This is a genomic window from Erythrobacter sp. A6_0 (genome assembly GCF_017744235.1).
Classification (GTDB): Bacteria; Pseudomonadota; Alphaproteobacteria; order Sphingomonadales; family Sphingomonadaceae; genus Qipengyuania.
This window is the reverse complement of record NZ_JAGHQR010000001.1, coordinates 324,915-351,201: the sequence shown is the minus strand read 5'-3', so window position 1 is coordinate 351,201 and position 26,287 is coordinate 324,915. Positions and strand designations below refer to the sequence as shown.

Here is a 26,287-nt window from a genome sequence, read left to right as displayed (position 1 = left end):
CAAACGAAAACGGCGAAGAAGCCGCCAAGCTTCTCCGCCGTTATCGAATGTGTAGCAACCGAACAGGCAATCGCCTGAACTCGGGCGCGTGTCAGTCCACGATCGTGACCAGATGCGGAACCTTGGCAATTGCACCGCGCACCTCGGGGGTGTCCTGGCGCGTCACGGTCTTGTGCATCTTGTTGAGACCCAGCCCGATCAGAATCTTGCGCTGGCTCTCGGGCCGGCGCATCGGCGAACCGATCTGCTTGATAGTGATGGTCTTTTTATCTGCCATCTGACTTACTCCGCCATGGCCGCGGCGTCGGCTTGCGCCTCAGCCTCGGTCGATCCGCCACGACCCAGCAGGTCGGCGACCTTCTTGCCGCGACGCTGCGCCACCGACTTCGGCGACGTCTGGTCCTGCAGCGCATCGAAGGTGGCGCGGATCATGTTGTAGGGATTGGACGTGCCGACCGACTTGGTCACCACGTCGGCAACGCCGAGGCTCTCGAATACGGCACGCATAGGACCACCGGCGATGATACCGGTACCCGCGGGCGCCGTGCGGACGGTGACCTTGCCTGCACCGAACCGGCCATTGCCGTCATGGTGCAGCGTGCGGCCGTCCTTCAGCGGAACGCGGATCATGTGCTTGCGCGCAGCGGCAGTCGCCTTGCTGATCGCTTCCGGCACTTCGCGGGCCTTGCCCTTGCCGAAGCCGACGCGGCCCGAACCGTCACCCACCACGACCAGTGCGGCGAAGCCGAAACGCTTACCACCCTTCACGGTCTTGGAGACGCGGTTGATGTGGACCAGCTTCTCGATGATGCCGTCGTCTTCTTCCTCGCGACGTCCACCACGACGATCGTCGCGACCACGGCCACGGCCACGGCCGCCACCATCGCGTCCGCCACGGCCGCCACGCTGACGCGGCTGACCTTCCGCACCCTGAGCCGGCGACTGGTTGTCGGCAGCTTCAGACGGCGTATCGGCCACTGCGGGCTTTTCATTGGTCACGGCATGCTCGGTCTCGGCAGTCGCGACACCGGCATCGGCCTTGGCTTTCGCGACTTCGGGAGTCTCCGCCACGGCGGGAGCCGAATTGTCTTCGGGGGTCTTGTTCTCGTCGGCCATAATCAGAACTCCAGCCCGCCTTCGCGGGCGGCATCGGCCAGCGCCTTGACGCGGCCATGGAACAGGAAGCCACCGCGATCGAACACGACGGTGGTCACGCCGGCCTTCTTGGCGGCGGCGGCGATGTCCTTGCCAACCTGCTGCGCGGCATCGACATTGGCACCCGAGCCCGAAGCCCCCAGCGTGGAAGCTGCGGCGACGGTCTTGCCGGCGGCATCGTCGATGATCTGCGCATAGATATGCTTGCCGGTGCGATGCACCGACAGACGCGGCTTGCCACCGGAGCGGCTGCGAAGCGCCGTGCGAACACGGCGGCGGCGGCGTTCGAAGAGGGAAAGCTTGGCCATCTTACTTCTTCTTCCCTTCCTTGCGGAAGATATACTCGCCCTGGTACTTGATACCCTTGCCCTTATAGGGTTCGGGCTTGCGCCAGCGGCGGATTTCTGCGGCGAACTGGCCGACCTTCTGCTTGTCGATACCCGACACGATCACGGTCGTCTGGTCCGGGGTCTGCACGTCGAGGCCTTCAGGCACATCGAGATCGACGTCATGCGAATAGCCGAGCTGAAGCTTCAGCTTCTTGCCCTGCGTGGACGCACGATAACCGACACCGGAAATCTGCAGCGTCTTGGAAAAACCTTCCGTGACGCCTTCGACCAGGTTCGACACCATGGTGCGCTGCATACCCCAGAAGGCGCGGGCCTTCTGCGTGTCGTTGGCAGGCTGAACCGAGATGCCCTCATCTTCGACCTTGTAGTCGATGAGGTCGGACAGACCCATGGTGAGAGTGCCCTTGGGCCCCTTCACCGACAGCGTCTTGCCATCGATATTGGCGGTGACCCCGCTGGGGATCGCCACCGGACGTTTGCCGATGCGGCTCATCAGAACACCTCCGCCAGCACTTCGCCGCCGACGTTTTCGCTGCGCGCTTCGTTGTCAGAAAGCACGCCGCGCGGCGTCGAGACGATGGTGATACCGAGGCCGTTGCGCACGTTCGGGAGTTCTTTCGAACCCGAATAGACGCGGCGGCCCGGCTTGGAGACGCGAGCGACGTGCTTGATCGCAGGTTCGCCCTCGAAATACTTCAGTTCGATCCGCAGCGCCTTGTGCTTGCCGCTGTCGTCTTCGCTGTAGCCACGGATGTAGCCTTCACGCTGGAGCACTTCCAGGACGTTCGCGCGCAGCTTGCTCGCGGGCGAGAGGACGCTGTCCTTCTTCGCCTGCTGGCCGTTGCGGATGCGGGTGAGCATGTCACCCAGGGGATCGGTCAATGCCATGGTCTAGATCCTCACCAGCTCGACTTGGTCAGGCCGGGGATCAGGCCCTTATTGCCCAGATCCCGCAGCTCGATGCGGTTGATGCCGAACTTGCGGTAATAGCCGCGCGGGCGGCCGGTGGTGGAGCAGCGGTTGCGCACACGCGTGGGATTCGCGTTACGCGGCAATTCCGCCATCTTCAGGCGCGCCATCAGCCGATCGCTTTCGTCGGCCGACTTGTCGTCCGCGATTGCCTTCAGCTTCTCGTACTTGGCAGCGTACTGCTTGACGAGCTTCTTGCGCTTCTCGTTCTTATTGATCGAACTCAGTTTCGCCATTGGACTTAAGTTCCTCTCTTAGCGGCTCACGCCGCTTCCTTCTCTTGCGACGCACCCTCGGCCTGCTCGGCCGGGAACGGGAAACCGAACAGACGCAGCAGCTCGCGCGCTTCGTCGTCGGTCTTCGCCGTGGTGGTCACGATGATATCCATGCCACGGACCTTTTCGATCCGGTCGTAGCTGATCTCGGGGAACACGATCTGTTCCTTCATGCCCATCGCATAATTGCCACGCCCGTCGAAACTCTTCGGATTGACGCCGCGGAAGTCGCGGATGCGGGGCATTGCGATGGTGACCAGACGGTCCATGAATTCGTACATGCGATCGCGGCGCAGGGTAACCTTCGCACCGATCGGCATGCCTTCGCGCAGCTTGAACTGGGCGATCGACTTCTTGGCCTTGGTGATGACCGGCTTCTGACCGGCGATCAGCGCCATTTCCTCGGCGGCCGTCTGAACTTTCTTCTTGTCCTGGCTCGCTTCGCCCACGCCCATGTTGAGCGTGACCTTTTCGATCCTAGGCACTTCGAGGCGGTTCTTGTAACCGAACTTCTCGGTCATCGCCTTGACGATTTCGTCCTCGTACTTCTTCTTGAAGCGCGGCGTGTAGCTATCAGCCATCGATTGTCTCCCCGGACTTCACGGCGACGCGCACCTTCTTGCCGTCCTTCTCTTCGAAACGGACGCGAGTGGGCTTGCCGTCCTTCGGATCGGCCAGCGCGACCTTGGAGATATGCATCGGAGCCGGAAAACGGTCGATGCCACCCTGCGGGTTCTGCTGGTTCGGCTTGCGGTGACGGGTGGCGACGTTCACACCTTCGACAACGATCTTACCATCCTTGGGCATGACCTTCTCGACCGTGCCCGTCTGGCCCTTGTCCTTGCCGGACAGGACGACGACGGTGTCACCCTTCTTGATCTTGGCGGCGGCCATTACAGCACCTCCGGAGCGAGCGAGATGATCTTCATGAACCCGCGGCCGCGCAGTTCGCGCACCACCGGGCCGAAGATACGGGTGCCGATCGGCTCTTCGCTCTTGTTCACGAGCACGGCGGCATTGCTGTCGAAGCGGATCACGCTGCCGTCGGGACGGCGCACGTCCTTTTTCGTACGCACGATGACGGCGCGATGAACATCGCCCTTCTTCACCTTCGCGCGCGGCTGGGCTTCCTTCACGGAAACCACGATCACGTCCCCAACACTCGCGGTGCGGCGCTTCGAGCCGCCCAGTACCTTGATGCACTGGACACGCTTGGCGCCGCTATTGTCCGCGACGTCGAGATTGGATTGCATCTGGATCATCGATCCGGTTCCTTCTCTTGGCTTGCCGGGACAGGTGCCCGGCAGTTCCGATTACGTCAATTTCCTGCGGCTTCGACTTCGAGGTCGGCCTCGACAGCCTGCGTGCCGCCCGCCGTCACCCGGTCCTTGACCTGCCAGGTCTTGGTCTTCGAGATCGGCTTGGTCTCTTCGATGCGCACGACGTCGCCGAGCGTGTACTCGTTCTGCTCGTCATGGGCGTGATACTTCTTCGAACGGCGGATGATCTTCCCGTACAGCGGGTGCTTCACCTTACGCTCTACGAGCACGGTCACGGTCTTGTCGGTCTTGTCCGAGGTAACCGTGCCGATCAGGATACGCTTTGGCATAATCTGTTCCTTAAGCCTTGGCAGCCGCGGTGCGGGCGCGCTCGCCCTGCAGCGTCTTGATCGTAGCGATCGAACGGCGCACTTCGCGGATGCGGGCCGGCTTTTCCAGCTGGTTGGTCGCCGCCTGGAAGCGCAGGTTGAACTGCTCGCGCTTGAGCGAGGTCAGCTCTTCGGCGAGCTGATCGTCCGACTTCTGGCGGAGGTCTTCGGTCTTGCTCATGCTTCGCCTCCCAGGTGCGAGGTGTCGCCGAGCCGGGCAACGACCTTGGTCTTCACGGGCAGCTTCATCGCAGCACGCTCGAACGCTTCGGCGGCAAGCGGACCCGCAACGCCATCAAGTTCGAACAGGATGCGACCCGGCTTCACGCGGGCTGCCCAGTATTCGATCGACCCCTTGCCCTTACCCTGACGGACTTCGGCGGGCTTCTTCGAAACCGGCACGTCCGGGAAGACGCGGATCCAGAGACGACCCTGACGCTTGATGTGACGCGTGATCGCGCGGCGAGCCGCTTCGATCTGACGCGCGGTGATCCGCTCGGGCTCCAGCGCCTTCAGGCCGTACGACCCGAAATTCAGCACGGTGCCGCCCTTGGCGTTGCCGTGGATACGGCCCTTGAACGCCTTGCGGTACTTGGTTTTCTTCGGTTGCAGCATGGTTCTTTCCTATGTCCTGCAATCAGCGCGCGGGGCGCACGCCCGAGGTCTGCGATTCCATCATCAGACGGTCGTGCGCAGTCGGATCGTGGCCGAGGATCTCGCCCTTGAAGACCCACACCTTGATGCCGATGATGCCATAGGCGGTAAGCGCCTCGGCTTCGGCATAGTCGATGTTGGCCCGCAGTGTGTGGAGCGGCACGCGGCCTTCGCGATACTGTTCGACACGCGCAATTTCAGCGCCGCCGAGACGGCCGCCGCACACGATCTTGATGCCTTCGGCACCCAGGCGCATAGCGGACTGGATCGCACGCTTCATCGCCCGGCGGAACGCCACGCGGCGGATCAGCTGATCGGCGATACCCTGAGCGACGAGCTTGGCGTCGACTTCCGGCTTGCGGATTTCGACGATGTTCAGCTTCACTTCGCTTTCGGTCATCGACGCGAGCTTGGTGCGCAGCTTTTCGATGTCCGCGCCCTTCTTGCCGATGATGACGCCGGGACGCGCAGCATAGATCGAGATGCGACACAGCTTGGCCGGACGCTCGATCACCACCTTGGAGATCGCGGCCTGCGGCAGCGTGCTCACGATGTGCTTGCGGATCTCGATGTCCTCGCTGAGCAGCTTGGCATAGTCGCGCCCTTCGGCGTACCAGCGGCTGTCCCAGGTGCGGTTGATCTGCAGACGCAGACCGATCGGATTGCTCTTATGACCCATCTTACGCCTCTTCCTGCTCGCGAACCACGATCCGAAGCCGGCTGAACGGCTTCAGGATGCGGGTGGACTTGCCACGGCCGCGCGTGTGGAAACGCTTCATGGTAATCGACTTGCCGACCGAAGCTTCCGCAACGACCAGGGCATCGACATCCAGATCGTGATTGTTCTCCGCATTGGCGATCGCCGAAGCGAGCACCTTGCTGGCATCGCGAGCCATCGCCTTCTTGGAGAAAGCGAGGATGTTCAGGGCCTCTTCGGCCTTCTTGCCGCGGATCAGACCGGCGACGAGGTTCAACTTCTGCGCCGAACCACGGATCGTGGTGCCGACGGCCAGAGCCTCGTTCTCGCCGACGCGGCGGGGTGCCTTCTGCTTGCTCATCAGCGCTTGCCCTTCTTGTCGGCGGCGTGACCCGGGAAGGTGCGCGTGGGCGCGAATTCACCGAGCTTGTGGCCGACCATCTCTTCCGAAACGGAGACCGGGATGAACTTGTGGCCATTGTAGACGTTGAACGTCAGGCCGACGAATTGCGGGAGGATCGTGCTGCGCCGCGACCAGGTCTTGATCGGCTTGGTGCTGCTCGCATCCTGCGCGGTTTCTGCCTTCTTGAGAAGGCTGAGTTCCACGAACGGACCCTTCCAGACGGAACGTGCCATGTGCGCTTACCTCTTCTTCTTCGCGTGGCGCGAACGGATGATCATCTTGTCCGTCTGCTTGTTGTTGCGCGTACGGGCGCCCTTGGTGGGCTTGCCCCACGGAGTGACCGGGTGACGACCGCCCGAAGTCCGGCCTTCACCACCACCATGCGGGTGGTCGACCGGGTTCTTGGCGACACCGCGCGTCAGCGGCTTGACGCCCATCCAGCGACGGCGACCGGCCTTGCCCAGGTTCTGGTTCTGGTTGTCCGGGTTCGACACGGCGCCAACGGTGCCCATGCAGTCGGCGCGCAGGTAACGCTGCTCGCCGCTGTTGAGACGCACGATGACCATGCCGCGATCGCGACCGACCAGCTGAACGTAGGCCCCGGCGGAACGAGCGATCTGCCCGCCCTTGCCCGGCTTCATCTCCACATTGTGGCAGATCGTGCCGACCGGCATCTGACCCAGAAGCATGGCATTGCCAGGCTTGGTATCGGTCTTCTCACCAGCCACGACCTTGTCGCCGACAGCGAGACGCTGCGGAGCGATAATGTAGGCCTGCTCGCCATCGGCGTAGCTCACGAGAGCGATAAAGGCGGTGCGGTTGGGATCGTATTCGATCCGCTCGACAGTGCCTTCGACGTCCCACTTGCGACGCTTGAAGTCGATGAAGCGGTACTTCTGCTTGTGACCGCCACCCATGCCGCGCGAGGTCTTGTGACCTTTGTTGTTGCGGCCGCCCGTCTTGCGCTTGCCTTCCGTGAGCGACTTGACCGGCTTGCCTTTATACAGGCCGGACTTGTCGACGAGGATGAGGCCGCGGCGCGCGGGGCTCGTCGGATTGTAATTCTTCAGTGCCATGGGATCAGCTCACACCTTCCGTGATGTCGATCATCGACCCTTCCGCGAGGGTAACGATCGCCTTCTTCACGTCGTTGCGCTTGTAGGGCTTGCCCTTCCAGCGCTTGGTCTTGCCCTTCACGTTGATCGTGTTGACAGCGACGACCTTGGCCTTCTGGCCGGAGTAGATCGCTTCCACCGCTTCCTTGATCTGCGGCTTGGTGGCGCCGCCCGCAACCTTGAACACAACCGCGTTATGTTCCGAAGCCATGGTCGACTTCTCGGTGATGTGCGGCGAGAGGATCACGTCGTAGTGACGTGCATCGATGTCCTGCTTAGCCATTGAAACGGGCCTCCAGCTTTTCGACCGCGTCCTTGGTAAGGACCAGCGTGTCGTGCTTCAGGATGTCGTAAACGTTGGCACCCATGGCCGGCAGCACGTTGATGCCCGGCAGGTTGCGTGCGGCCTTCTTGAAACCGTCGTTCACTGCGTCGCCATCGACGAACAGGACCTTGCCGTTCCAGCCATTGCTGTCGAACTGGGCCTTGAGCGCCTTGGTCTTCGCATCGCTCAGCTCGAGGCTGTCGACGACGATGAGGCCGTCTTTCGCCTTGCTGGACAGAGCCATCTTCAGGCCAAGCGCACGAACCTTTTTGTTCAGCGACTGGTTGAAGTCACGCTTGCGCGCACCATGGGCCTTGCCGCCGCCGATGAAGATCGGAGCGCCGCGATCGCCGTGACGAGCGCCGCCCGAACCCTTCTGGGGGCCGAACTTCTTGCCGGTGCGCGCCACGTCCGAACGCTCGCGCGTCGGGCGGGCAGTACCGCGGCGGTTTTCGAGCTGCCACGTCACGACGCGATGCAGGATGTCGGCGCGCGGCTCGACCCCGAACACGTCGTCGTTGAGCTCGACGTCGCCAGCGGCCTTGCCGTCGATTTTCTGGACCTTCACCTTCACGGATCAGCCCTCCTTGTTCTCGCCGGCGTCCTTGTCGACGCTCGGCGTGGTGCTGTTGTCTTCGGCGGCGCCGATATCGGCATCCGCACCCGCATCCTGCTGCTGCAGAAGCTTTTCCTGCTGCTCGGCGGAGACCTCGGGGTTCACGCTGCTTTCGGCAGCGCTCTCGATGAGACCGGCATCCGCTTCCTGGTGCTCGAACTCGTCGCGATTGCGATACATCACGCCCGGGAACGGAAGGTCTTCATGCTTCACCTTCACGGCGTCGCGAACGAGCATCCAGCTGTTCTTCGCGCCGGGCACCGAGCCCTTGACGAAGAGCAGGCCGCGATCGGCGTCGGTGCGCACGATTTCGAGGTTCTGCTGGGTGCGCTGACGGTCGCCCATGTGGCCGGCCATCTTCTTGCCCTTGAACACGCGGCCCGGATCCTGGCGGTTACCCGTCGAACCGTGCGAACGGTGGCTGAGCGAGACGCCGTGCGTGGCACGAAGACCACCGAAGCCCCAACGCTTCATGGCGCCGGCGAAGCCCTTGCCCTGCGTGTGACCGGTGATGTCGACCTTCTGGCCTGCGATGAAATGTTCGGCGGAGATGCGTGCACCGACCGGCAGAAGCCCGTCTTCGCTCTCAACGCGGAATTCCGCGACCTTCATCTTCAGGCCGACATCCGCCTTGGCGAAGGCTTCGCGCTGCGGCTTGTTGACGTTCTTTTGCTTGGCTTCACCCGCGCCGAGCTGGACAGCGAAATAGCCATCACGGTCGCCCGTGCGGTGAGCGGTAACCTGGCAGTTCTCAAGAGCGAGAACGGTCACGGGAACGTGACGTCCATCCTCCTGGAACAGGCGGGTCATCCCGACTTTCTTTGCGATCACGCCGGTGCGCATCGTCAAAACTCCTTCACAGAGGCACATCGGCGAAATCCGAAGTGCGTGTCAGCCCGTTTTTCGATGCGTCGCCCCGTCCGGGCTGAACTGCCCTCCCCTAGGGAAGAGCGAGACGGGGGACGCAGGCCCGGATGAAATCCGGCGGTATCCCGATGTCTTGTCTAGCCTCGCGGCGAGACGGGCCTTCGGGGGCCCTTAACTATCCGGTGCGCTTAGCGTCCTTCCGGCAGGACGGAAACCCCTCGCTTAGGCGAGCTTGATTTCGACGTTCACGCCCGCAGCAAGGTCGAGCTTCATCAGCGCGTCGACCGTCTGGGCGTTCGGCTGCACAATGTCCAGCAGCCGCTTATAGGTGCGCACCTCGAACTGCTCGCGCGACTTCTTGTCGATGTGCGGGCCGCGGTTCACGGTGAACTTCTCGATACGCGTCGGCATGGGAATGGGCCCGCGAATCAGAGCACCCGTGCGACGTGCGGTTTCTGCGATTTCGCCAGTCGCCTGGTCGAGAACGCGGTGATCGAACGCCTTGAGGCGGATGCGGATGTTCTGAGCTTCCATTACCTATACCGATGCGAAAGAGCCAAGGGACTTTCCCGAAGTGTCCGGGTTATCCCCAAAAACAAAGGCCTGCCTCGCTTTAGCCCGGTTTCCCGGAACGGGCGGCCTCGTGAAATTGGTGCAGCAAGGGACGAATCCCCTGCTGGAGGCGCGCATATACGGGGAAGGCGGTTGGCTGACAACCCCCTAATCCGGTCGATTTTCGACCCAGACGTCTCGATGCGACGAACCGTGCCGCTCGCCAGTCTGGGATCGCAAATCGCGCCTCCATAAAACGAGGCCCGGCCTCCCTGACGGGAAACCGGGCCCACGTTTCTAAGCTTACAGCCCCTCTAACGGGAGGAAGCCGCTAGCGCGCTTACTTCGTGATGTTGGCCACGACGCCCGAGCCGACGGTACGGCCGCCTTCGCGGATTGCGAAACGCAGACCTTCGTCCATGGCGATCGGTGCGATCAGCTTGACCGAGATGGTCACGTTGTCGCCCGGCATCACCATTTCGGTGCCTTCGGGAAGGATCACTTCGCCGGTCACGTCGGTGGTGCGGAAGTAGAACTGCGGGCGGTAGTTGGCGAAGAACGGCGTGTGACGGCCACCTTCATCCTTCGACAGCACGTAAACTTCGGCGCTGAATTCGGTGTGCGGCGTAACCGAACCCGGCTTCGCGAGGACCTGGCCACGCTCGACGGCTTCACGGCCGACACCACGGATCAGGGCGCCGATGTTGTCGCCGGCTTCACCGCGATCGAGCAGCTTGCGGAACATTTCCACGCCGGTGACGGTGGTCTTCTGCGTGTCCTTGATGCCGACGATTTCAACTTCGTCGCCAACGTTCACAACGCCGGTTTCGACACGGCCGGTGACGACGGTACCGCGACCCGAGATCGAGAACACGTCTTCGATCGGCATCAGGAAGCTCTGATCGACCGGGCGTTCCGGCTGCGGGATGTAGCTGTCGACAGCGTCCATCAGTTCCTTGATCGACTTTTCGCCGATTTCTTCGTCGCGGCCTTCGAGAGCGGCCAGAGCCGAACCCTTGACGACGGGGATTTCGTCACCGTCGAAGCCGTATTCGCTCAGCAGTTCGCGAACTTCGAGTTCGACCAGCTCGAGCAGTTCCTCGTCGTCGACCTGGTCGACCTTGTTGAGGTACACGACGAGCTGCGGCACGCCGACCTGGCGAGCGAGCAGGATGTGCTCACGCGTCTGCGGCATGGGGCCGTCGGCGGCGTTCACGACCAAGATCGCGCCGTCCATCTGGGCAGCACCGGTAATCATGTTCTTCACGTAGTCGGCGTGGCCCGGGCAGTCGACGTGCGCGTAGTGACGCGCGTCGGTTTCGTATTCCACGTGCGCGGTCGAGATGGTGATACCACGCTCACGCTCTTCGGGGGCCTTGTCGATGTTGGCGAAATCGACGGCCGAACCCTGGACCTTGGTGATCGCGGCGGTCAGCGTGGTCTTGCCGTGGTCGACGTGACCGATGGTGCCGATGTTGCAGTGCGGCTTGTTCCGCTCGAATTTTTCCTTCGCCATTGTACTCTTAACCTCTGTCTAAGATTGAATCTCTGCGGGGGAGAGAGACGGCACCCGCCGAAACAGGCGCCGCCCCTAGCTGTATCGCTCGCCTTAAGCAAGCTACTCGTTTACCCCATTCGCCGTCAGGCGAGCTTTTCCTTAACTTCCGCCGCCACGTTGGCGGGGACTTCGTCGTAGTGGCTGAACTGCATCGAGTACTGCGCACGGCCTTGCGTGAACGAGCGCAGTTCGTTGACGTAGCCGAACATGTTCGCGAGCGGCACGTTCGCCTCGACCGCCTGCGCGTTACCGCGGCTGTCGGTGCCCTGGATCTGCCCACGACGGCTGTTCAGATCGCCGATGACGTCGCCGAGATAGTCCTCGGGGGTCACGACTTCCACCTTCATGATCGGTTCCAGCAGCTTGATGCCGGCCTTCTGGGCCACTTCGCGCATCGCACCGCGACCGGCGATTTCGAACGCGATCGCGCTCGAGTCAACGTCGTGGTACTTACCATCGACCAGCCGGATCGCGAAGTCGATGATCGGGAAGCCGACCAGATGGCCGCTTTCGGCCTGCTCGCGCATGCCCTTCTCGATCGCCGGGATGTATTCGCGCGGAATGTTACCGCCCTTGATCTGGTCGTCGAAGGTGACGCCCTCGCCGCGCTCACCGGGGGTGACCACGACCTTGACCTCACCAAACTGACCCGAACCACCCGACTGCTTCTTGTGGGTGTAGGTCACTTCGACTTCGCGGCCGAGATATTCGCGATACGCCACCTGCGGTGCGCCGACATTGGCTTCGACCTTGAACTCGCGCTTCATGCGATCGACGAGGATGTCGAGGTGAAGCTCGCCCATGCCCTTGATGATCGTCTGGCCCGATTCGTGGTCGGTGCTGACGCGGAAGCTGGGATCCTCGGCGGCCAGACGATTGAGCGCGACGCCCATCTTTTCCTGGTCGGCCTTGGTCTTCGGTTCCACCGAAAGCTCGATCACGGGGTCCGGGAACTCCATGCGCTCGAGAATGATCGGCTTGGCCGGGTCGCACAGCGTGTCGCCCGTGGTCGTGTCCTTCATGCCCGCCAGCGCAACGATGTCGCCAGCGAATGCTTCTTCGATGTCCTCGCGGTTGTTGGAATGCATCAGCAACATGCGGCCGACCTTTTCCTTCTTGTCCTTCACCGAGTTCAGAACCGAACCCTTGGAAAGCTTGCCGGAATAGATGCGCGTGAAGGTGAGCGAGCCGACGAACGGATCGTTCATGATCTTGAACGCGAGGGCCGAGAACGGCTCGTCATCGCTCGACGGACGGGTTTCTTCCACGTCGCTGTCGGGCAGGACGCCCTTAATCGCCGGAACGTCGAGCGGCGACGGCATGTAGTCGACAACCGCGTCGAGCAGGGGCTGGACGCCCTTGTTCTTGAAGGCCGAGCCACACAGCACGGGAACGAACGCGCGCGCCATGGTGCCTTTGCGAATCAGCTTCTTGAGCGTTGCGGCGTCGGGCGCCTCACCGCTTTCAAGATAGGCTTCCATCGCGTCGTCGTCCTGCTCGACCGCCATCTCGACCAGCTGCTCACGATATTCCGCAGCCTTGTCGGCGAGGTCTTCGGGGATGTCGACGAATTCGTACTTGGCGCCGAGGTCTTCGGCCTGCCAAACGATGCCGCGCATATTGACGAGGTCGACAACGCCCTTGAGGTCGCTTTCGGCACCGATCGGAAGATAAAGCACGAGCGGCGTAGCACCAAGACGATCGACGATCGACTTCACGCAGTAATAAAAGTCCGCACCAGTGCGATCCAACTTATTAATGAAGCACATCCGGGGCACGCCGTACTTATCGGCCTGGCGCCATACTGTTTCGGACTGCGGCTCTACTCCGGCGACACCGTCGAATACTGCGACAGCACCGTCGAGTACGCGCAGCGAGCGTTCGACTTCGATGGTGAAGTCGACGTGGCCGGGGGTGTCGATGATGTTGATGCGGTGCTTGGGCTGGTCGGCGCGCAGCGCTTCAGGGTCCGAGCGCGGGTCCATGGTCGCGTCTTCGGCGGTCCAGAACGTGGTCGTCGCGGCGGACGTGATGGTGATGCCGCGCTCCTGCTCTTGCTCCATCCAGTCCATGGTCGCAGCGCCGTCATGCACTTCGCCGATCTTGTAGGACTTGCCGGTGTAATAGAGGATGCGTTCGGTCGTGGTGGTCTTGCCGGCATCGATGTGGGCCATGATGCCGATATTGCGATAGCGCTCCAGCGGATAGTCGCGGGCCATGTGGAATTCCTCGTGAATGCGAGAGGGTGGTCGGGGGACGAGCGAGCTCTGCCCCTATGTAGGATTTAATGTGACAGGTTGAAGGCCGGGACGCACCGCCCCGGCCTTCAAACCGAACGCTCTACCAGCGGTAGTGCGAGAACGCGCGGTTCGCGTCGGCCATGCGGTGGGTATCTTCCCGCTTCTTGACCGCGTTGCCGCGATTGTTGGCCGCATCCATCAACTCGCCCGACAGGCGTGCCGACATGGTGGTTTCCGGGCGACCGCGCGCGGCGGTGATCAGCCAGCGGATGGCGAGAGCCTGGGCACGCTCGGGGCGCACTTCGACCGGGACCTGATAGGTCGCACCGCCGACGCGGCGCGAACGCACCTCGACCTGCGGCTTGATGTTGTCGAGCGCGGCATGGAACAGCTCGACCGGATTGGCCTTGGCCTTCGTTTCCACCACGTCGAGCGCGGTGTAGACGATGCCTTCGGCGACGGCCTTCTTACCGTCCAGCATGAGGTTGTTCATGAACTTCGACAGGACCTGATCCCCGAACTTGGGATCCGGCAGGATTTCGCGCTTCTCTGGGCGACGACGACGTGACATATTTCTAACTCCTTCGGAGTGGCCGCTCACCTCACCAAATTTCTTGGCGTGAGCGTCCTGCGGCACCAGCCCACTTCCCCTCCCGGCCACCCAGAGACTACCGCGAAGGGCAGCTGGGAGGGGGAGCGGTCCAGAGCCGGACCCGCGCTAAACCTTACTTCGGACGCTTGGCGCCGTACTTGGAACGGCTCTGCTTGCGGTCCTTGACACCTTGCGTGTCGAGCACGCCGCGAAGGACGTGGTAGCGCACGCCGGGAAGGTCGCGCACACGGCCGCCGCGGATCAGCACGACGCTGTGTTCCTGGAGGTTGTGGCCTTCGCCGGGGATGTAGGAGATGACTTCGCGCTGGTTGGTCAGGCGCACCTTGGCCACCTTGCGCAGAGCCGAGTTCGGCTTCTTCGGAGTCGTCGTATAGACGCGCGTGCAGACGCCGCGCTTCTGCGGGTTCTGCTCCATCGCAGGGACCTTGGACTTGGCCTTCTGCGGTTCGCGGCCCTTGCGGACCAGCTGGTTGATTGTCGGCATGTGAGTTCTTTCTCTTCACCTGATGATCCGAGCGCGCGCATCTGCGCGCTCGGGGCGCCCCTTCCGGGCGGGAGTCGAAGACGGCGCGAAGCGCCAAAACCGGCTCCCATACCCATCGCGGGCTGGTGACAACTAGCGGACGGGGTCGGATTGTTCGGCTTAGTCCGTCATCCCAGCGAAAGCTGGGATCGCTCTCCACCCAGCGCGTTGCGAGGCAGTCAAAGCGTCCAGCCTTCGCTGGAATGACGACTAAGCTGAAACGCTCCACCCCCGGCCCACACGGCCACCGGGTTACTCTGACGGCTGCCCCGAGCCCCTCCCCGTCGTCGCCCGGTTAAAAACCGGGATCGCGTCGAGGCCTGGAACCCAATAGAAAAGAGCCACGCCGCACCTGGCGACTGGCCCCCGGGACATGACCGGCAATGTTCAGCTCTATCTGACCGGCGTTGGACGAGTCCTACACCGGATGGAGGCGCGCTTAGCGGGGGATGGGGGTTGGGTCAAGGGTGCGGGGGCTATCTAAGGAACCCATGAGTCTGCATTGTGGAACGCAGCTCGGCTTCGAAATTCCGATAAGACCGCGCTCTTCGTAGCTCAGATAATCTCTGAGTCTGAGCGATAAGAGGCAAAAGGCGGCCAGGGCGGATCTTCCGACGACCAGATGCCTCCACAATGGCGGCGGATAGCGCTGCTTTTGGGTCCGTGAGTGACTCAGCTTGTCGAGGTGTTTGGGGAAGTCCAAGATCAGTTGCGGGCCCCCGATAACCAAGGACAGAGCAAATCGCCGCTGGATCTGTTAACGCCCACGCCTCCGTTTCATGTTGTGGGCAAATACGCACCGCACGACTTGCTTCGAAATCGCATTTTCTCGCGGCGGCGTCGATATATGCATCACATCTCGAACTAAGCGTCGAAGCGAGATTTCTTCCACCGCAATCGGCATGCACGAACATAATATCAAAAGCTTCTTTACCGTCGCAGATCTCTTGCCCGACATATTCTACATCGCGGGACCGCACGCCCGCCCTAAAAGCCGGGTAGTCGCCAATAACAATCGGCAGTCGGCCACCATGCGAACGAGCGAGATCGTCTAAAATTCGTGGGATTAATACACGGAAATAGGTATCGTCCGCATTTCCTTCATAGAACGCTGCCCACGCGAGATACATCAAGCGTGACCTTGCCTACGCTTTAAAATACGATCAATTTCGCTTCTCGTTAAAATTCTTTCGGGATCTAATTCCAAAGTTCCGTCGACAACACCGCTCCGCATTCTTGTCCGGTGAGTCGACGCTCCGTCTGTCGCTACCACCCTCACAGTGTCTGAAACGATGACTTCTTGATCATCAAGCGACCTCAACACCGCCGGAGAATGGGTGTTTATGAGTATTTGAAAAGGCGGATGCCCTTGGCCCTCAGGGTAAGTTGCATCGCGAAGAAGGTCTATTAATGATTCTACTCGTCCTTCGTGCACACCGTTTTCCGGCTCCTCAAAACATAATACGCCAAATTTAAAGGGGTCGTCGACAATAGCCAATAAGGCCAAAAGGCGCAGCGTGCCATCTGAGATGACTCTAGAGCTCCACTCTACACCATCCGACATTCGGATCGAAAAATCGTACTCTTTAACGTCGCGGCTATCCTTAATTTCAACTTTACTGACAGAAGAAATCAGAGATGATAAATCCATCGAAATATCATTGAGGCATCCATCAGGCTGAATATCAGAGGAGGTTGCATCCTTCAAATAAGCAAGGACTGCCGCGAGATTTGACGCATCAGGTCGCAACTTTTTCTCTTCGAAAATATCACTTGGCTTACGCGCAGAATTCGGATTTATTTCAAGAAAGTTGATCGAAGAAAGTAGTTCTTTGAGAGCGAAAAGATGAGGAAACTCCGCATTGGACACAGCCGAAAGTGCAGTCCGCGTCGACTCGCCTGCAGAGATTTTCAGCGGCCGACCTCTTCTGGAGGTTCCAGTTTCTGTTACGCCATCTTGTCGAACCTCAATAACCTTCATACCACCTTCTGAAATTGTATTCATGAAGGGATTTTTCCGGTATGAGTAATTATATGAGCCTTCAATAACGTAATCTAGAGTTTCATTCTTTTTGTGAATTTGCTCGCATTTCTCACTGAGTAGGCGAATTCCAGAAAGTCGCGAATGGCTATCTTTTTTCAATCCCAAAGCAACTTCGTATCTAATTCTTTGCGCTGATATGTAAAAAGAAGTGCCGAAAGGGTCTAATCCTTCGCGCGGAAGGATAACCTCTATAGCAAGTTTCATCGTGTCAACGGAGCCATTGGTCGTAATGCGGAAAAGCTCTAGGGGCTCTCCTCGGAGCGCTTGCATCGCTGATCTTATGTCATCCTGTGCGAGGGCAGAGAGGAAACGGAGAGCATCGAACAAATTTGATTTGCCGCTCGCGTTCGGCCCAACCACCGCTGAAAAAGGGCGAAAATTCAATTCGAATTTATCAAAGCTTTTGAAGCCGTCGATCTCAATGCGGGTGATCATAGGGCTTCCATAACCTCAACCGGTAAGTCTGGAAAGTGATCACCTCAGCTTCAATTCAATCTCGAAATACCATTTTCCTACACGGGAAAAATCTGCAAACTGAGCGTGGTCATGCTTGGCCACACCCCTCCCCGCTTCGCCCCAGAGACCTTTTTTAGCCCTGCCGAGGGAGTCGTTTGTTTAGCCACTCAAGCGCCGGGCGGCGGACATCCGTCCGCCTTGGCTTCCTCCGCGCGTAGCGCTCCGGGCGGCCAGTCGGCCTTGCGGTCCGCTGGTCGCGGACCGGGCTTTTCCTACCCCTATGACCTGGGACCGGAGACGGGCGCGTGAGCGCCCGCAAGCGCACAGCGCGCCCCGCAGGTGCCGCGGCGCGTAGCGGCGCGAACAGCACCGAGGACGAGCTCGCGGAGGCGGGCTTGAAAGACAAAAATTCCCGCAAGCGCACGGCGCGCCCCGCAGGTGCCGCGTCGCAAAGCGGCGCGAACAGCACCGAGGACGAGCCCACGGAGGTGGGCTCGAAACGCAAGGGCACCACCCGTCTCACCCCCACCCGCGCCATTGCGCGGCAGGCGACCTCCGCCGTCGCTTTCGTCGGGCCGGAGCCGGGGGCGGACGATCCGTTGCTCGGCTTTGCGCCCTTCATCCACAAGCAACCGCGCCGCAATTCGATCACGCCCGACAAGCAGCGCGCCTTCATCGCCCATCTCGCCGCCACCGGCATCGTCAGCAAGGCGGCGCGGCATATCGGGCGGAGCATGGAGGCGCTTTACAAGCTGCGCGCCCGGCCCGGCGCGGAAGGCTTCGCCAATGCCTGGGACGCGGCGGTGGAGCGCGGGGTCGACCATCTCGAACACAGCGCCCTCGCCCGCGCGATCGAGGGCACGCCGGTCTGGAAGGCCATGCCCGATGGCGGGATGATGAGCTACGGCACCAAGCATAACGAGGCGCTGGTGATGTTCTTCCTGCGCAATCGCCGCCCGGACAAATACGCGGCGCACGTCACCGCCGGCCATCCCTTGTACGAACGCATCCGGGCCGAAATCCTAGAGGAAATGTCCGGCGCAATCCGCCACCGCGCGGAGCTGGACGAGCTGCTGGCGCGAGCCAGAAGCGAAGGGCGCAAGGAGGGGCGTGCGGAGGGGTTGGCGTTGGCTTCGGGGGACCGGGCCGAGAGCGCGGACTAGGTCTCGGGGACCAGGCCGAGAGCGCGGGTGCCAAGAGCTGGCGTTGAGGTTTTTGTTTTCCGCACGCCATCCGGCGCGCGATGTCCTCGCGCCTAGCGGCGCTGCGGGCGGCCGGTCGGCCTTGCGGTCGGCTGGTCGCCGACCGAGCGTTTCTTGTTTTCCGCACGCCATCCGGCGCGCGATGTCCTCGCGCCTGACGGCGCTGCGGGCGGGCGGTCGCCCTTGCGGTCGGCTGGTCGCCGACCGAGCTCCGCCGCAAAGTCTCTAGGCCGGGAATGGCCCAGTCCGCGACCAGCGGACCGCAAGCGCACGGCGCGCCCCGCAGGTGCCCCGGAGCAAAGCGGAGGGAACAGCACCGAGGACGAACCCGCGGAGGCGGGTTCGAAACACAAACTCAACTACTCAAAAAATCCACCAGGCTCTTCACCTTGCGCGTCCGCCATTGCGGCGTGGGCGCGACCAGCCAGTAGGCCCGGCGGCCCGGCTCCGGCCCGGCGAGCGCTTCCAGACGGCCATCCTCGACCGCATCCTTCACCAGCAATTCGGGCAGCATCGCCCGGCCCAGCCCGGCCAGCGCGCTCGACAGGGCTTGCCCTGCGTTCGAGACGGTGATCGCGGCGCTCTCGCCTTCCGGCAGGGCCACGCCCCAGTCGATCCAGCGGTCCGGCGCGCCGCCATGCGCTTCGGCGCGGGCCACGGTCATCCGCGCGGCGGGGGCGAGTTCCACGCCCTCCAGATCGCCCGGCCCGTCCACCAGCCGGATCGCGCAGTCGAGATTGGCTTCGGTGAAGTCGGCATGCTCGTCCGCGACGAAGGTAAAGCGCGTCTCCGGCTTGTCGGCGCCGAATTCCGCCAGCCGGGGCGCGAGCCACTGGGCGTAGAATTCGCGCGGGACGGCGATGGTGAAGCTGTCGCTCGCCTGCCCCGCCTGCATCGCGCTGACGCTTTCTTCGAATTTCAGGAACCCTTCGCGCAAGGGATCGAGCCCGGCGGCGCCTTCCGCCGTCAGCTCCAGCCCCTTGCTGGTGCGGCGGAACAGGACCGTGCCGAGATGGTCCTCCAGCGCTCTGATCTGCTGGCCGACGGCGGCGGGCGTCACCGCCAGCTCGTCCGCGGCGCGGGTGAAGGAGAGGTGCCGGGCGGCCGCGTCGTAGACGCGCAGGGCGTTCAGGGGCAGATGGGTGCGCTTCATGATGGAAATGGCGAATAGGCAGAGCGGCGCGCTCGCGCAATATGCGAGCATTTCCAAGCGAACGGTTTGACAGGGCGATACCTCTGCCACATTTCCGTAGCACAGCGCCTCTAGCGCCGAGCAGATGGACGATACGCCGATGAACGCCTCCGACCCCGTCGACACCTCGGACACCGCTTCGGCGACGCCCGTGACGCTGGACGAGGCGGCGGAACGTTACACCAACCGCGAATTGTCCTGGCTGAGCTTCAACCGCCGCGTGCTGGCAGAGGCCGAGAACCCGGCCTATCCGCTGCTCGAACGCCTGCGCTTCCTGTCGATCTCCGCCAGCAATCTCGACGAATTCACCATGGTGCGCATCGCGGGGCTGGAAGGGCAGATGACTCGCGGGATCGATACGCATGCGATCGACGGGCGCACTCCGCGCCAGCAATTGACCGCGATCCGCGAACAGGTGCTGAGGCTGGAGCATCGCCAGCAGCGCAGCCTGCTCGCCTTGCGCGATCTGCTGGCGGAGACAGGCATCCTGATCGCCGATACCGACCAGCTCGACGAAGAGCAGGCAAAATGGGCGGAAGAGTACTTCACCACTGATATCCTGCCGCTGATCACGCCGCAGGCCATCGATCCGAGCCACCCCTTCCCCTTCGTGCAGACCATGGGGCTGGGCCTGATCTTTCGCCTGAAGCGCGGCAAGCGCAAGGCGGATCTGATGGAGATGGTGCTGATCCCCAGCGGCGCGCCGCGCTTCGTGCGCGTGCCGGGAGACAAGGCGGTCTATATCGCGATCGAGAAGCTGGTGACGCGCTTTGCCACCCTGCTCTTTCCCGGTTTCAAAATCCTGGGCGACGGGGTTTTCCGCGTCCTGAGGGATAGCGACATCGAGGTCGAGGAAGAGGCCGAGGATCTCGTCCGCTATTTCCGCACCGCGATCCAGCGCCGCCGCCGCGGCCGCGCTGTCCTTCTCGAACTGGACGACGAGTGCGACGACAAGGCGGAAGCGCTGCTGCGCGAACAGTTCGACGTCGATGCCGCCATGATCGTGAAGACAGAAGGGATGCTCGGCCTGCGCAATCTCGATGCGATCTGCGACGAGCCGCGCCCCGATCTCAAATTCTCGCCCTTCAGCCCGCGCTATCCCGAGCGCATTCTGGAGCATGACGGCGATTGCTTTTCCGCCATCCGCGAGAAGGACATCGTCATCCATCACCCCTTCGAAAGCTTCGATGTGGTGGTCGACTTCCTCGCTCAGGCGGCGAACGATCCCAATGTCGTCTCGATCAAGCAGACGCTCTATCGCGCGGGCGACCAGTCCCCGGTGATCGCCGCGCTGGTCGAGGCGGCACAGAACGGCAAGGCCGTGACCGCCGTGGTCGAATTGAAGGCCCGCTTCGACGAGGAGCGCAATATCCGCTGGGCGAGCGAGCTGGAGCGCGCGGGCGTGCAGGTGATCTACGGCTTCACAGAGTTGAAGACCCACGCCAAGGTCAGCCTGGTGGTCCGCCGCGAAGAGGATGGGTATCGCACGTACTGCCATTTCGGCACGGGCAATTATCACCCGATCAACGCCAAGATCTATACCGACCTCAGCTTCTTTACCGCCGATCCGGCCCTGGGCCGCGATGCCGCGCGGCTGTTCAATTTCGTCACCGGCTATATCGAGCCCGAAAAGCTCGAAGCGCTGTCGATATCGCCCGGCGGCATCCGCGAAAAACTCTACGAACTGATCGATGCGGAAATCGCCGCCGCGCGCGCAGGTGAGCCGTCCGGCATCTGGGTCAAGCTCAACGCGATCACCAATCGCGGGATGATCGACAAGCTCTACGAAGCCAGCGCAGCGGGCGTGGAAATCCGCATGGTGGTGCGCGGCATCTGTTCGCTGAAGGCGGGGATTCCCGGCCTGTCAGAAAACATCCAGGTCAAATCGATCATCGGGCGCTTTCTGGAACATGGCCGCATCTGGGCCTTCGCCAATGGCAAGACGCTGCCCAGTCGTCAGGCCAAAGTCTATATCACCAGCGCCGACGCGATGAGCCGCAATCTCGATCGGCGGGTGGAGGTGATGGTGCCCATCACCAACAAGACTGTGCACGATCAGGTGCTGGGCCAGGTCATGCTGGCCAACATCCTCGACACCGAACAGAGCTGGGAATTGCATGCCGACGGCCAGTACGAGCGCATGGGATCGGACGATGCCGACACTGATGGGGTGGAAGCGGAAGGCTTCAACTGCCATCGCTATTTCATGAGCAATCCTTCCCTATCCGGTCGCGGCCAGGCGCTGGAAGCCGATGCCGTGCCACGCCTGCGGCTGGGCCAGCATCCCGAGCAGGAGGCCGCATCGTGAGCGAAGCGTTTGGCACACGGCGCGAGAAGCGCATCGTCCACCTGCCGCGCGCAGTGATCGACATCGGATCGAACACGGTGCGTATGGTCATCTACGAAGGATCGCCTCGCGCACCGCGCACCGTCTGGAACGAGAAAGTGGCCGCACGGCTCGGGCGCGATCTGTCGGAAACGGGGCGGATACCCGAAGAGGCCAGCGACGAAGCGCTCGGCGCACTCGCCCGCTATGCGCGCATCCTCGAAGATCTCGGCGTCACGGATATACAGACCGTTGCCACGGCGGCGGCGCGCGATGCGGAAAACGGGCCGGAATTTCTTGCCGCCGTCGCCGCACTCGGCCTCGAACCGCGCCTGCTGACGGGCGAGGAGGAGGCACGCATCAGCGCGACCGGCGCGATCGGCGCCTTCCCCGGCGCGCGCGGAGTGGTGGCGGATCTTGGCGGCGGAAGCCTCGAACTGGTCTCGATCGTGGATGGCGAATGCCATCAGGCGTCCAGCCTGCCGCTCGGCACTCTGCGCCTTCCCGCGCTCGACCGGTCCGACAAGAAGGGTTTCGCCAAGCGCGTGCGCGCGCAGCTCGATCGGGTCGGCTGGGCGGCGGCGCATCCCGGACCGCTCTATATGGTCGGCGGTACATGGCGGGCCTTTGCCGCCTACGCGATGATGCGGCGCGATTATCCCTTGAGCGATCCGCACGGCTTCCGGCTCGACGTGGAAGAGGCCGATACCCTGGCGCAGCGGCTGATTTCCGCCGATCCCGAAAAGCTGGCTCAATGCCCCGGCATCAGCCAGATGCGCGCCGAATATCTGCCCGACGCCGCGGCCCTGCTGCGCCCGCTGCTCAAATCGCTGGAGCCGGACGAGCTGGTCTTTTCCAGCTGGGGCATTCGCGAAGGGCTGCTGTTCGACCGGCTCGATCCCGTCCAGCGCGCCAAGGATCCCTTGATTGCGGGCGTCAGCGAATTCGCCACAATGCTGGGCGCAGCGATCACCGATGCAGCTTTGGTCGCAGGCTGGAGCGTCGATCTGGCGGGCGATGGCGGACGGTCCGACGGATCTGCGAATACCGAGCGCCTGCGGCTGGTCGCAGCGCAATTGTCCGATGCCTTGCAGCGGGTCGAGCCCAATCTGCGACTGTCGCACGCCATCGCCTGGGCGCTCGACAAGCGCTGGATCGACTGCACGCCGCGCGAACGCGCCCAGATCTGCGCGGCGCTCCATGCCAGCATCGGGCGGACCGATTATCCCGAGCGACTGCTGGCACTGGCCGATCGCGATACCTTGCATGAAGCCGTGACCTGGGGGCTCGGCTTTCGGCTGGCGCGCAAGCTCGGCGGCGGATCGCGCCCCGCGCTCGCGGCGTCACGCCTGCAGTGCAAGAAAAAGCGACTTGTGCTGCGGATCGACCCGTCGCGTGCCGAACTCGCCCATTATCCGGTCACGCGCGACTTCGAGAATTTGGCCGCCTGGCTCGGCCTCGAAGCGAAGCTGAAGATCGCGCCGACCGACACCGATCCGGAAGACGATTCCGAGGCGGACGCGCCCGGAATCTAGTCCCCGTGCCTCAATGCGTCGTCGCGGGCGCAGCGAGCGGGAAGAAGGGGATGCGCACCTCCATCGGCGATCCGTCCTGACGGTGAAAGGTGTAGAAACCTTCCATCGACCCGTGCGGCGTTTCGAGCGGGCAGCCCGACACGTAATCGTGCGACTGGCCGGGCGCGAGCGTGGGCTCTTCGCCGACCACTCCGTCGCCATCGACGATGCTGATCCGCCCTTCGCCATCGGTGATCCGCCAGTGTCGGCGCCTGAGCGTCACGGTCTCGTCCGATCCGTTCTCGATCCGGATGTGATAGACCCAGAACCACTTGCCGACCTCGGGCCGCGATTGTTCGGGCATATAATTGACCGAGACCCTCACGGTGATGTCGTGCGTGATGGCGGCATGGGGGAAGAGAAATTTCATCGCGCTTCAGAATAGGCATAGACGCGCCGAGGGCAAGGGCGGGCAGGGAATTGGCAAGAAACATGGCCTAGGGCTCGGCCGATGCGAAGGACATTCCTCACACTGCTGGCCCTTGCCGGGGCAGCGGCCACTCTCCCCTGGGCCGGACCGGCCATCGCCCATCCCGGCGGGCTGAACGGCGAAGGCTGCCACAACAATCGCAAGACGGGCGGCTATCACTGCCATCGCAGCGGGCGCGCGTCACAGCCGGTTGCCACCGCGCAATCGATCGACGGGCGCGTCTATTACGCCAATTGCGCCGCCGTGCGAGCCGCCGGAAAGGCGCCGCTGCGGCGCGGCGATCCCGGCTATCGCGCCGGTCTGGACCGCGACGATGACGGGATCGCCTGCGAGGTCTGATTACGACAAGCCGCGGGATTGGCTGCAAGCAGAACTGGCTTGGGAATAACTGCCTCCTGCGTCCGATCACCTGTTGCGAATGATTTGCATTTGCATATTATGGTGGGACCGAAACAAGGAGGATTCGATGTCCAACGCCGCTCCCACCCCTGCTCCCGCGCCCGGTCGGCCCGAAACCGCCCTGGTGCTGCCGATGCCGGAGAACCGCGGCAGGCGCGTCGCGATGGTGCTGATTCGCCGCATGGTCGGCTGCGGATTGCGCGACGCCTCGGCGGCGCTGCTCGCTCTCGATACGTTCGGATCGGGCTTCCAGCGCCCGCTGACGCTTGCGCGCAGTCTCGTAGTCGAACTCGCGGGCAGCTCGCGCCGCAAGATCCGCCTCGCCCCCTGCTGCGCGCCGGGCATGACGCGCGACGAGGGTCTGATTCTGGCCATGATCGATGGCGAAGGCCTCGCCGCGCATGCCGCGCTGACAGACGATGCGCCCTGCAACCGCGCGTGGTCGACCGCCGCCGCGCTTGGCGCAGCGCTCGACGATTGCTGCCCGGCCTGACCGGGAGTTACAGCCCCGCCGTGTCGAGCGCGCGGTCGAGATCCTCGATCAGATCCTCGACATCCTCCAGCCCGACATTGATCCGTAGCAGGCCCTCGCTAACGCCCATTTCGTCACGCGCTTCGGCCGTCATCCCGGCATGGGTCGTGCTGGCGGGGTGACACATGAGGCTGCGCGAATCGCCGATATTGTTGGACAGGTCGATGAGCTGGAGCGCGTCGAGCACGGCGAAGGCAGTTTCGCGACTGCCGACATCGAAGGCGAAAACCGGCCCGGTCGCGGCCATCTGCCGCATGGCGAGCGCGTGGCGCGGATGGCTGGAAAGGCCGGGGTGGCGCATTTCAAGCTTGCGCCCCTCGATCGCCTTGCCGAGCGTGACGGCATTCTCGCTCTGCCGGTGGGCGCGCAGGCTGAGCGTTTCGAGTCCCTTCAAGACCACCCAGGCGTTGAACGGCGCGATATTGGGCCCCGTATTGCGCTGGAACGGCAGCAGCACCTCGTCGATCCATTCCTTCGATCCGCACACCGCGCCCGCCAGCACCCGGCCCTGCCCATCCATCAGCTTGGTGGCCGAATACGCGACCACGTCCGCGCCGAAATCCATCGGTTTCTGCAAGGCGCTGGTGGCAAAGGCGTTGTCGACCACGGTCACGATGCCGCGATCCTTCGCAAGGCGGCACACGTAATCCATATCCACGATATCGAGCGTCGGATTGGCGGGCGTTTCGAAAAAGAAGACCTTGGTGTTGGGCCTGATCGCCCTTTCCCACGCATCGTTATCGGCGCTGTCGACCACTGTCGTCTCGATCCCGAAACGGGGCAGCAGGCTGTCGAGTAGCCAGCGACACGAACCGAAGGCAGCGCGTGCGCCGACGACATGGTCGCCCGCCGACAGCTGGCACAGAAGCGCAGTCGACATCGCCGCCATCCCGCTCGCCTGCGCGCGGCAGGCTTCCGCCCCTTCGAGCAGCGCGATCCGCTCTTCCAGCATCGCAACGGTCGGATTCTGGAGGCGCGAATAGGTCATGCCCTCGGCCTCGCCAGCGAAGCGATCGGCCACGGTCTGGGCATCGTCGTACGTATAGCCGGACGTCAGGAACAGCGCCTCGCTGGTCTCGCCATGCTCTGACCGCCAGGTGCCGCCGCGGACGGCCTGTGTGGCGGGGCGCCAAGTCTGCGTGATCGAGCGGTCGGTTCCGGTGGTCTTTTTCATGCCTGCACGCTTAGGCAAGGGTGCCGCAGCTCGCAACAAAGCTGACGGGGCGCGCGATAAAAAGGGCGCAGCAAAAAGGGGCGGGAAGTCGCCTTCCCGCCCCTTTTTATTCATATCGTGGAGGCCTCAGGGGCTGACCGCTTCGTCCTCATTGTCATCATTGGCGATGAGGATGACGGTGACCAGGGCGGCTGCGACGCCGACCAGCAGGAGGCCGCGGTTCGCACCGCCGATTTCCGATTCGCTGTCCACCGGAGCGGACATGCGATCGGCAGCGGCAAGCGGAGCCGCGATCATGGCGGCTGCGGCTGCGCCGAGTGCAAGAGCACGTTTCATAACAAATTCTCCATTTCTTCGATCATCGAAGGCGACCGGGCGATTGCGACTTTTTCCACCAA

General features: G+C 62.7%; 34 protein-coding genes. 5 read left to right on the top strand and 29 right to left on the bottom strand.

Translation table 11 applies throughout. The annotated features are described in order from the left end of the window. Positions 1 to 91: 91 nt before the first annotated feature. The 25 genes from rpmD to J7347_RS01755 form a co-directional block, all read right to left on the bottom strand. Positions 92 to 277, bottom strand: a complete 186-nt coding sequence (gene rpmD / locus J7347_RS01880; protein ID WP_067680174.1) for a 50S ribosomal protein L30 — start codon at positions 275 to 277, stop codon at positions 92 to 94. 5 nt (positions 278 to 282) lie between these two features. Further along, positions 283 to 1,119, bottom strand: coding sequence for a 30S ribosomal protein S5 (gene rpsE, locus J7347_RS13225; protein WP_348521570.1), 837 nt, complete (start codon positions 1,117 to 1,119; stop codon positions 283 to 285). Further along, on the bottom strand, positions 1,119 to 1,463 hold the full coding sequence (rplR, locus tag J7347_RS01870) for a 50S ribosomal protein L18 (protein WP_067680177.1): 345 nt from the start codon (positions 1,461 to 1,463) through the stop codon (positions 1,119 to 1,121). Before rplR ends, rpsE begins: the two co-directional genes overlap by 1 nt. A gap of 1 nt (position 1,464) precedes the next feature. Beyond that, entirely contained in the window at positions 1,465 to 1,998 is a 534-nt protein-coding gene (rplF, locus tag J7347_RS01865) for a 50S ribosomal protein L6 (RefSeq protein ID WP_067680180.1), read from the bottom strand. Next, on the bottom strand, positions 1,998 to 2,393 hold the full coding sequence (gene rpsH / locus J7347_RS01860; protein ID WP_067680183.1) for a 30S ribosomal protein S8: 396 nt from the start codon (positions 2,391 to 2,393) through the stop codon (positions 1,998 to 2,000). Before rpsH ends, rplF begins: the two co-directional genes overlap by 1 nt. Before the next feature lie 11 nt (positions 2,394 to 2,404). After that, positions 2,405 to 2,710, bottom strand: a complete 306-nt coding sequence (rpsN, locus tag J7347_RS01855; RefSeq protein WP_067680186.1) for a 30S ribosomal protein S14 — start codon at positions 2,708 to 2,710, stop codon at positions 2,405 to 2,407. Between the two features lie 26 nt (positions 2,711 to 2,736). Continuing rightward, entirely contained in the window at positions 2,737 to 3,330 is a 594-nt protein-coding gene (gene rplE / locus J7347_RS01850; protein WP_067680189.1) for a 50S ribosomal protein L5, read from the bottom strand. Continuing rightward, positions 3,323 to 3,643: a 50S ribosomal protein L24 gene (gene rplX / locus J7347_RS01845; RefSeq protein WP_160659882.1), complete on the bottom strand. Its 321-nt coding sequence runs from the start codon at positions 3,641 to 3,643 to the stop codon at positions 3,323 to 3,325. Before rplX ends, rplE begins: the two co-directional genes overlap by 8 nt. Beyond that, on the bottom strand, positions 3,643 to 4,011 hold the full coding sequence (gene rplN, locus J7347_RS01840) for a 50S ribosomal protein L14 (protein ID WP_067680194.1): 369 nt from the start codon (positions 4,009 to 4,011) through the stop codon (positions 3,643 to 3,645). The genes rplX and rplN overlap by 1 nt, the downstream gene beginning before the upstream one ends. Positions 4,012 to 4,067: 56 nt before the next feature. Next, complete coding sequence (gene rpsQ / locus J7347_RS01835) at positions 4,068 to 4,358, bottom strand: 30S ribosomal protein S17 (protein WP_067680197.1); 291 nt, start codon at positions 4,356 to 4,358, stop codon at positions 4,068 to 4,070. Between the two features lie 10 nt (positions 4,359 to 4,368). Beyond that, positions 4,369 to 4,578 carry a 50S ribosomal protein L29 gene (gene rpmC, locus J7347_RS01830; RefSeq protein WP_067680200.1) on the bottom strand — a complete coding sequence of 70 codons (210 nt, stop codon included), beginning with the start codon at positions 4,576 to 4,578 and terminating at the stop codon, positions 4,369 to 4,371. Continuing rightward, entirely contained in the window at positions 4,575 to 5,012 is a 438-nt protein-coding gene (rplP, locus tag J7347_RS01825) for a 50S ribosomal protein L16 (RefSeq protein ID WP_209160612.1), read from the bottom strand. Before rplP ends, rpmC begins: the two co-directional genes overlap by 4 nt. Positions 5,013 to 5,034: 22 nt before the next feature. Further along, complete coding sequence (rpsC, locus tag J7347_RS01820; RefSeq protein WP_209160611.1) at positions 5,035 to 5,730, bottom strand: 30S ribosomal protein S3; 696 nt, start codon at positions 5,728 to 5,730, stop codon at positions 5,035 to 5,037. A 1-nt stretch (position 5,731) separates the two neighbouring features. Next, positions 5,732 to 6,109: a 50S ribosomal protein L22 gene (gene rplV, locus J7347_RS01815; RefSeq protein ID WP_067681480.1), complete on the bottom strand. Its 378-nt coding sequence runs from the start codon at positions 6,107 to 6,109 to the stop codon at positions 5,732 to 5,734. Beyond that, a complete protein-coding gene (gene rpsS, locus J7347_RS01810; RefSeq protein ID WP_160659878.1) occupies positions 6,109 to 6,384 on the bottom strand; it encodes a 30S ribosomal protein S19 in 276 nt (91 codons plus the stop codon). The genes rplV and rpsS overlap by 1 nt, the downstream gene beginning before the upstream one ends. 6 nt (positions 6,385 to 6,390) lie before the next feature. Continuing rightward, a complete protein-coding gene (rplB, locus tag J7347_RS01805) occupies positions 6,391 to 7,227 on the bottom strand; it encodes a 50S ribosomal protein L2 (RefSeq protein WP_067678691.1) in 837 nt (278 codons plus the stop codon). Between the two features lie 4 nt (positions 7,228 to 7,231). Next, the gene (locus tag J7347_RS01800) at positions 7,232 to 7,549 is read right to left on the bottom strand and encodes a 50S ribosomal protein L23 (RefSeq protein ID WP_067678694.1); all 318 of its coding nucleotides are present in this window, start codon (positions 7,547 to 7,549) and stop codon (positions 7,232 to 7,234) included. Then, positions 7,542 to 8,165 carry a 50S ribosomal protein L4 gene (gene rplD / locus J7347_RS01795; protein ID WP_067678697.1) on the bottom strand — a complete coding sequence of 208 codons (624 nt, stop codon included), beginning with the start codon at positions 8,163 to 8,165 and terminating at the stop codon, positions 7,542 to 7,544. The genes J7347_RS01800 and rplD overlap by 8 nt, the downstream gene beginning before the upstream one ends. A 3-nt stretch (positions 8,166 to 8,168) precedes the next feature. Then, the gene (gene rplC, locus J7347_RS01790; RefSeq protein WP_067678700.1) at positions 8,169 to 9,050 is read right to left on the bottom strand and encodes a 50S ribosomal protein L3; all 882 of its coding nucleotides are present in this window, start codon (positions 9,048 to 9,050) and stop codon (positions 8,169 to 8,171) included. 246 nt (positions 9,051 to 9,296) lie between these two features. Further along, positions 9,297 to 9,608, bottom strand: coding sequence for a 30S ribosomal protein S10 (gene rpsJ, locus J7347_RS01785; RefSeq protein WP_061924928.1), 312 nt, complete (start codon positions 9,606 to 9,608; stop codon positions 9,297 to 9,299). A 358-nt stretch (positions 9,609 to 9,966) separates the two neighbouring features. Continuing rightward, positions 9,967 to 11,142 (bottom strand): elongation factor Tu, encoded by a 1,176-nt coding sequence (gene tuf, locus J7347_RS01780; RefSeq protein ID WP_067678703.1) that lies wholly within the window; start codon positions 11,140 to 11,142, stop codon positions 9,967 to 9,969. Between the two features lie 125 nt (positions 11,143 to 11,267). Continuing rightward, positions 11,268 to 13,403 (bottom strand): elongation factor G, encoded by a 2,136-nt coding sequence (fusA, locus tag J7347_RS01775; protein WP_067678706.1) that lies wholly within the window; start codon positions 13,401 to 13,403, stop codon positions 11,268 to 11,270. A 121-nt stretch (positions 13,404 to 13,524) separates the two neighbouring features. Continuing rightward, the gene (gene rpsG, locus J7347_RS01770) at positions 13,525 to 13,995 is read right to left on the bottom strand and encodes a 30S ribosomal protein S7 (RefSeq protein ID WP_067678709.1); all 471 of its coding nucleotides are present in this window, start codon (positions 13,993 to 13,995) and stop codon (positions 13,525 to 13,527) included. Positions 13,996 to 14,149: 154 nt separating this feature from the next. Beyond that, a complete protein-coding gene (rpsL, locus tag J7347_RS01765) occupies positions 14,150 to 14,521 on the bottom strand; it encodes a 30S ribosomal protein S12 (protein WP_019831557.1) in 372 nt (123 codons plus the stop codon). 1,168 nt (positions 14,522 to 15,689) lie between these two features. Then, positions 15,690 to 17,039 (bottom strand): AAA family ATPase, encoded by a 1,350-nt coding sequence (locus J7347_RS01755; protein ID WP_209160609.1) that lies wholly within the window; start codon positions 17,037 to 17,039, stop codon positions 15,690 to 15,692. A gap of 326 nt (positions 17,040 to 17,365) precedes the next feature. Between J7347_RS01755 and J7347_RS01750 the strand changes: the two genes are divergently transcribed. After that, on the top strand, positions 17,366 to 18,223 hold the full coding sequence (locus J7347_RS01750; protein WP_209160608.1) for a hypothetical protein: 858 nt from the start codon (positions 17,366 to 17,368) through the stop codon (positions 18,221 to 18,223). 394 nt (positions 18,224 to 18,617) lie between these two features. Here the strand turns inward: J7347_RS01750 and J7347_RS01745 are convergent, their stop codons facing one another. Continuing rightward, the gene (locus tag J7347_RS01745) at positions 18,618 to 19,415 is read right to left on the bottom strand and encodes a LysR family transcriptional regulator (protein ID WP_209160607.1); all 798 of its coding nucleotides are present in this window, start codon (positions 19,413 to 19,415) and stop codon (positions 18,618 to 18,620) included. 124 nt (positions 19,416 to 19,539) lie between these two features. Between J7347_RS01745 and J7347_RS01740 the strand changes: the two genes are divergently transcribed. After that, positions 19,540 to 21,762, top strand: coding sequence for an RNA degradosome polyphosphate kinase (locus J7347_RS01740; RefSeq protein WP_245173759.1), 2,223 nt, complete (start codon positions 19,540 to 19,542; stop codon positions 21,760 to 21,762). Further along, the gene (locus J7347_RS01735; protein WP_348521535.1) at positions 21,759 to 23,315 is read left to right on the top strand and encodes a Ppx/GppA family phosphatase; all 1,557 of its coding nucleotides are present in this window, start codon (positions 21,759 to 21,761) and stop codon (positions 23,313 to 23,315) included. The genes J7347_RS01740 and J7347_RS01735 overlap by 4 nt, the downstream gene beginning before the upstream one ends. A 10-nt stretch (positions 23,316 to 23,325) precedes the next feature. Here the strand turns inward: J7347_RS01735 and apaG are convergent, their stop codons facing one another. Further along, positions 23,326 to 23,724 (bottom strand): Co2+/Mg2+ efflux protein ApaG, encoded by a 399-nt coding sequence (apaG, locus tag J7347_RS01730; protein WP_067678718.1) that lies wholly within the window; start codon positions 23,722 to 23,724, stop codon positions 23,326 to 23,328. 81 nt (positions 23,725 to 23,805) lie between these two features. Here apaG and J7347_RS01725 point away from each other — a divergent pair, with 81 nt between their 5' ends. Together J7347_RS01725 and J7347_RS01720 are read left to right on the top strand one after the other, a co-directional pair. Then, on the top strand, positions 23,806 to 24,123 hold the full coding sequence (locus J7347_RS01725) for an excalibur calcium-binding domain-containing protein (protein ID WP_156501934.1): 318 nt from the start codon (positions 23,806 to 23,808) through the stop codon (positions 24,121 to 24,123). Positions 24,124 to 24,250: 127 nt separating this feature from the next. Beyond that, positions 24,251 to 24,676 (top strand): DUF6628 family protein, encoded by a 426-nt coding sequence (locus J7347_RS01720; RefSeq protein ID WP_067678721.1) that lies wholly within the window; start codon positions 24,251 to 24,253, stop codon positions 24,674 to 24,676. Positions 24,677 to 24,683: 7 nt separating this feature from the next. Here J7347_RS01720 and J7347_RS01715 read toward each other — a convergent pair whose 3' ends face one another. Beyond that, positions 24,684 to 25,889, bottom strand: coding sequence for an aminotransferase class I/II-fold pyridoxal phosphate-dependent enzyme (locus tag J7347_RS01715; RefSeq protein WP_209160606.1), 1,206 nt, complete (start codon positions 25,887 to 25,889; stop codon positions 24,684 to 24,686). Between the two features lie 126 nt (positions 25,890 to 26,015). After that, positions 26,016 to 26,225, bottom strand: coding sequence for a hypothetical protein (locus J7347_RS01710; RefSeq protein WP_209160605.1), 210 nt, complete (start codon positions 26,223 to 26,225; stop codon positions 26,016 to 26,018). Positions 26,226 to 26,287: the final 62 nt, after the last annotated feature.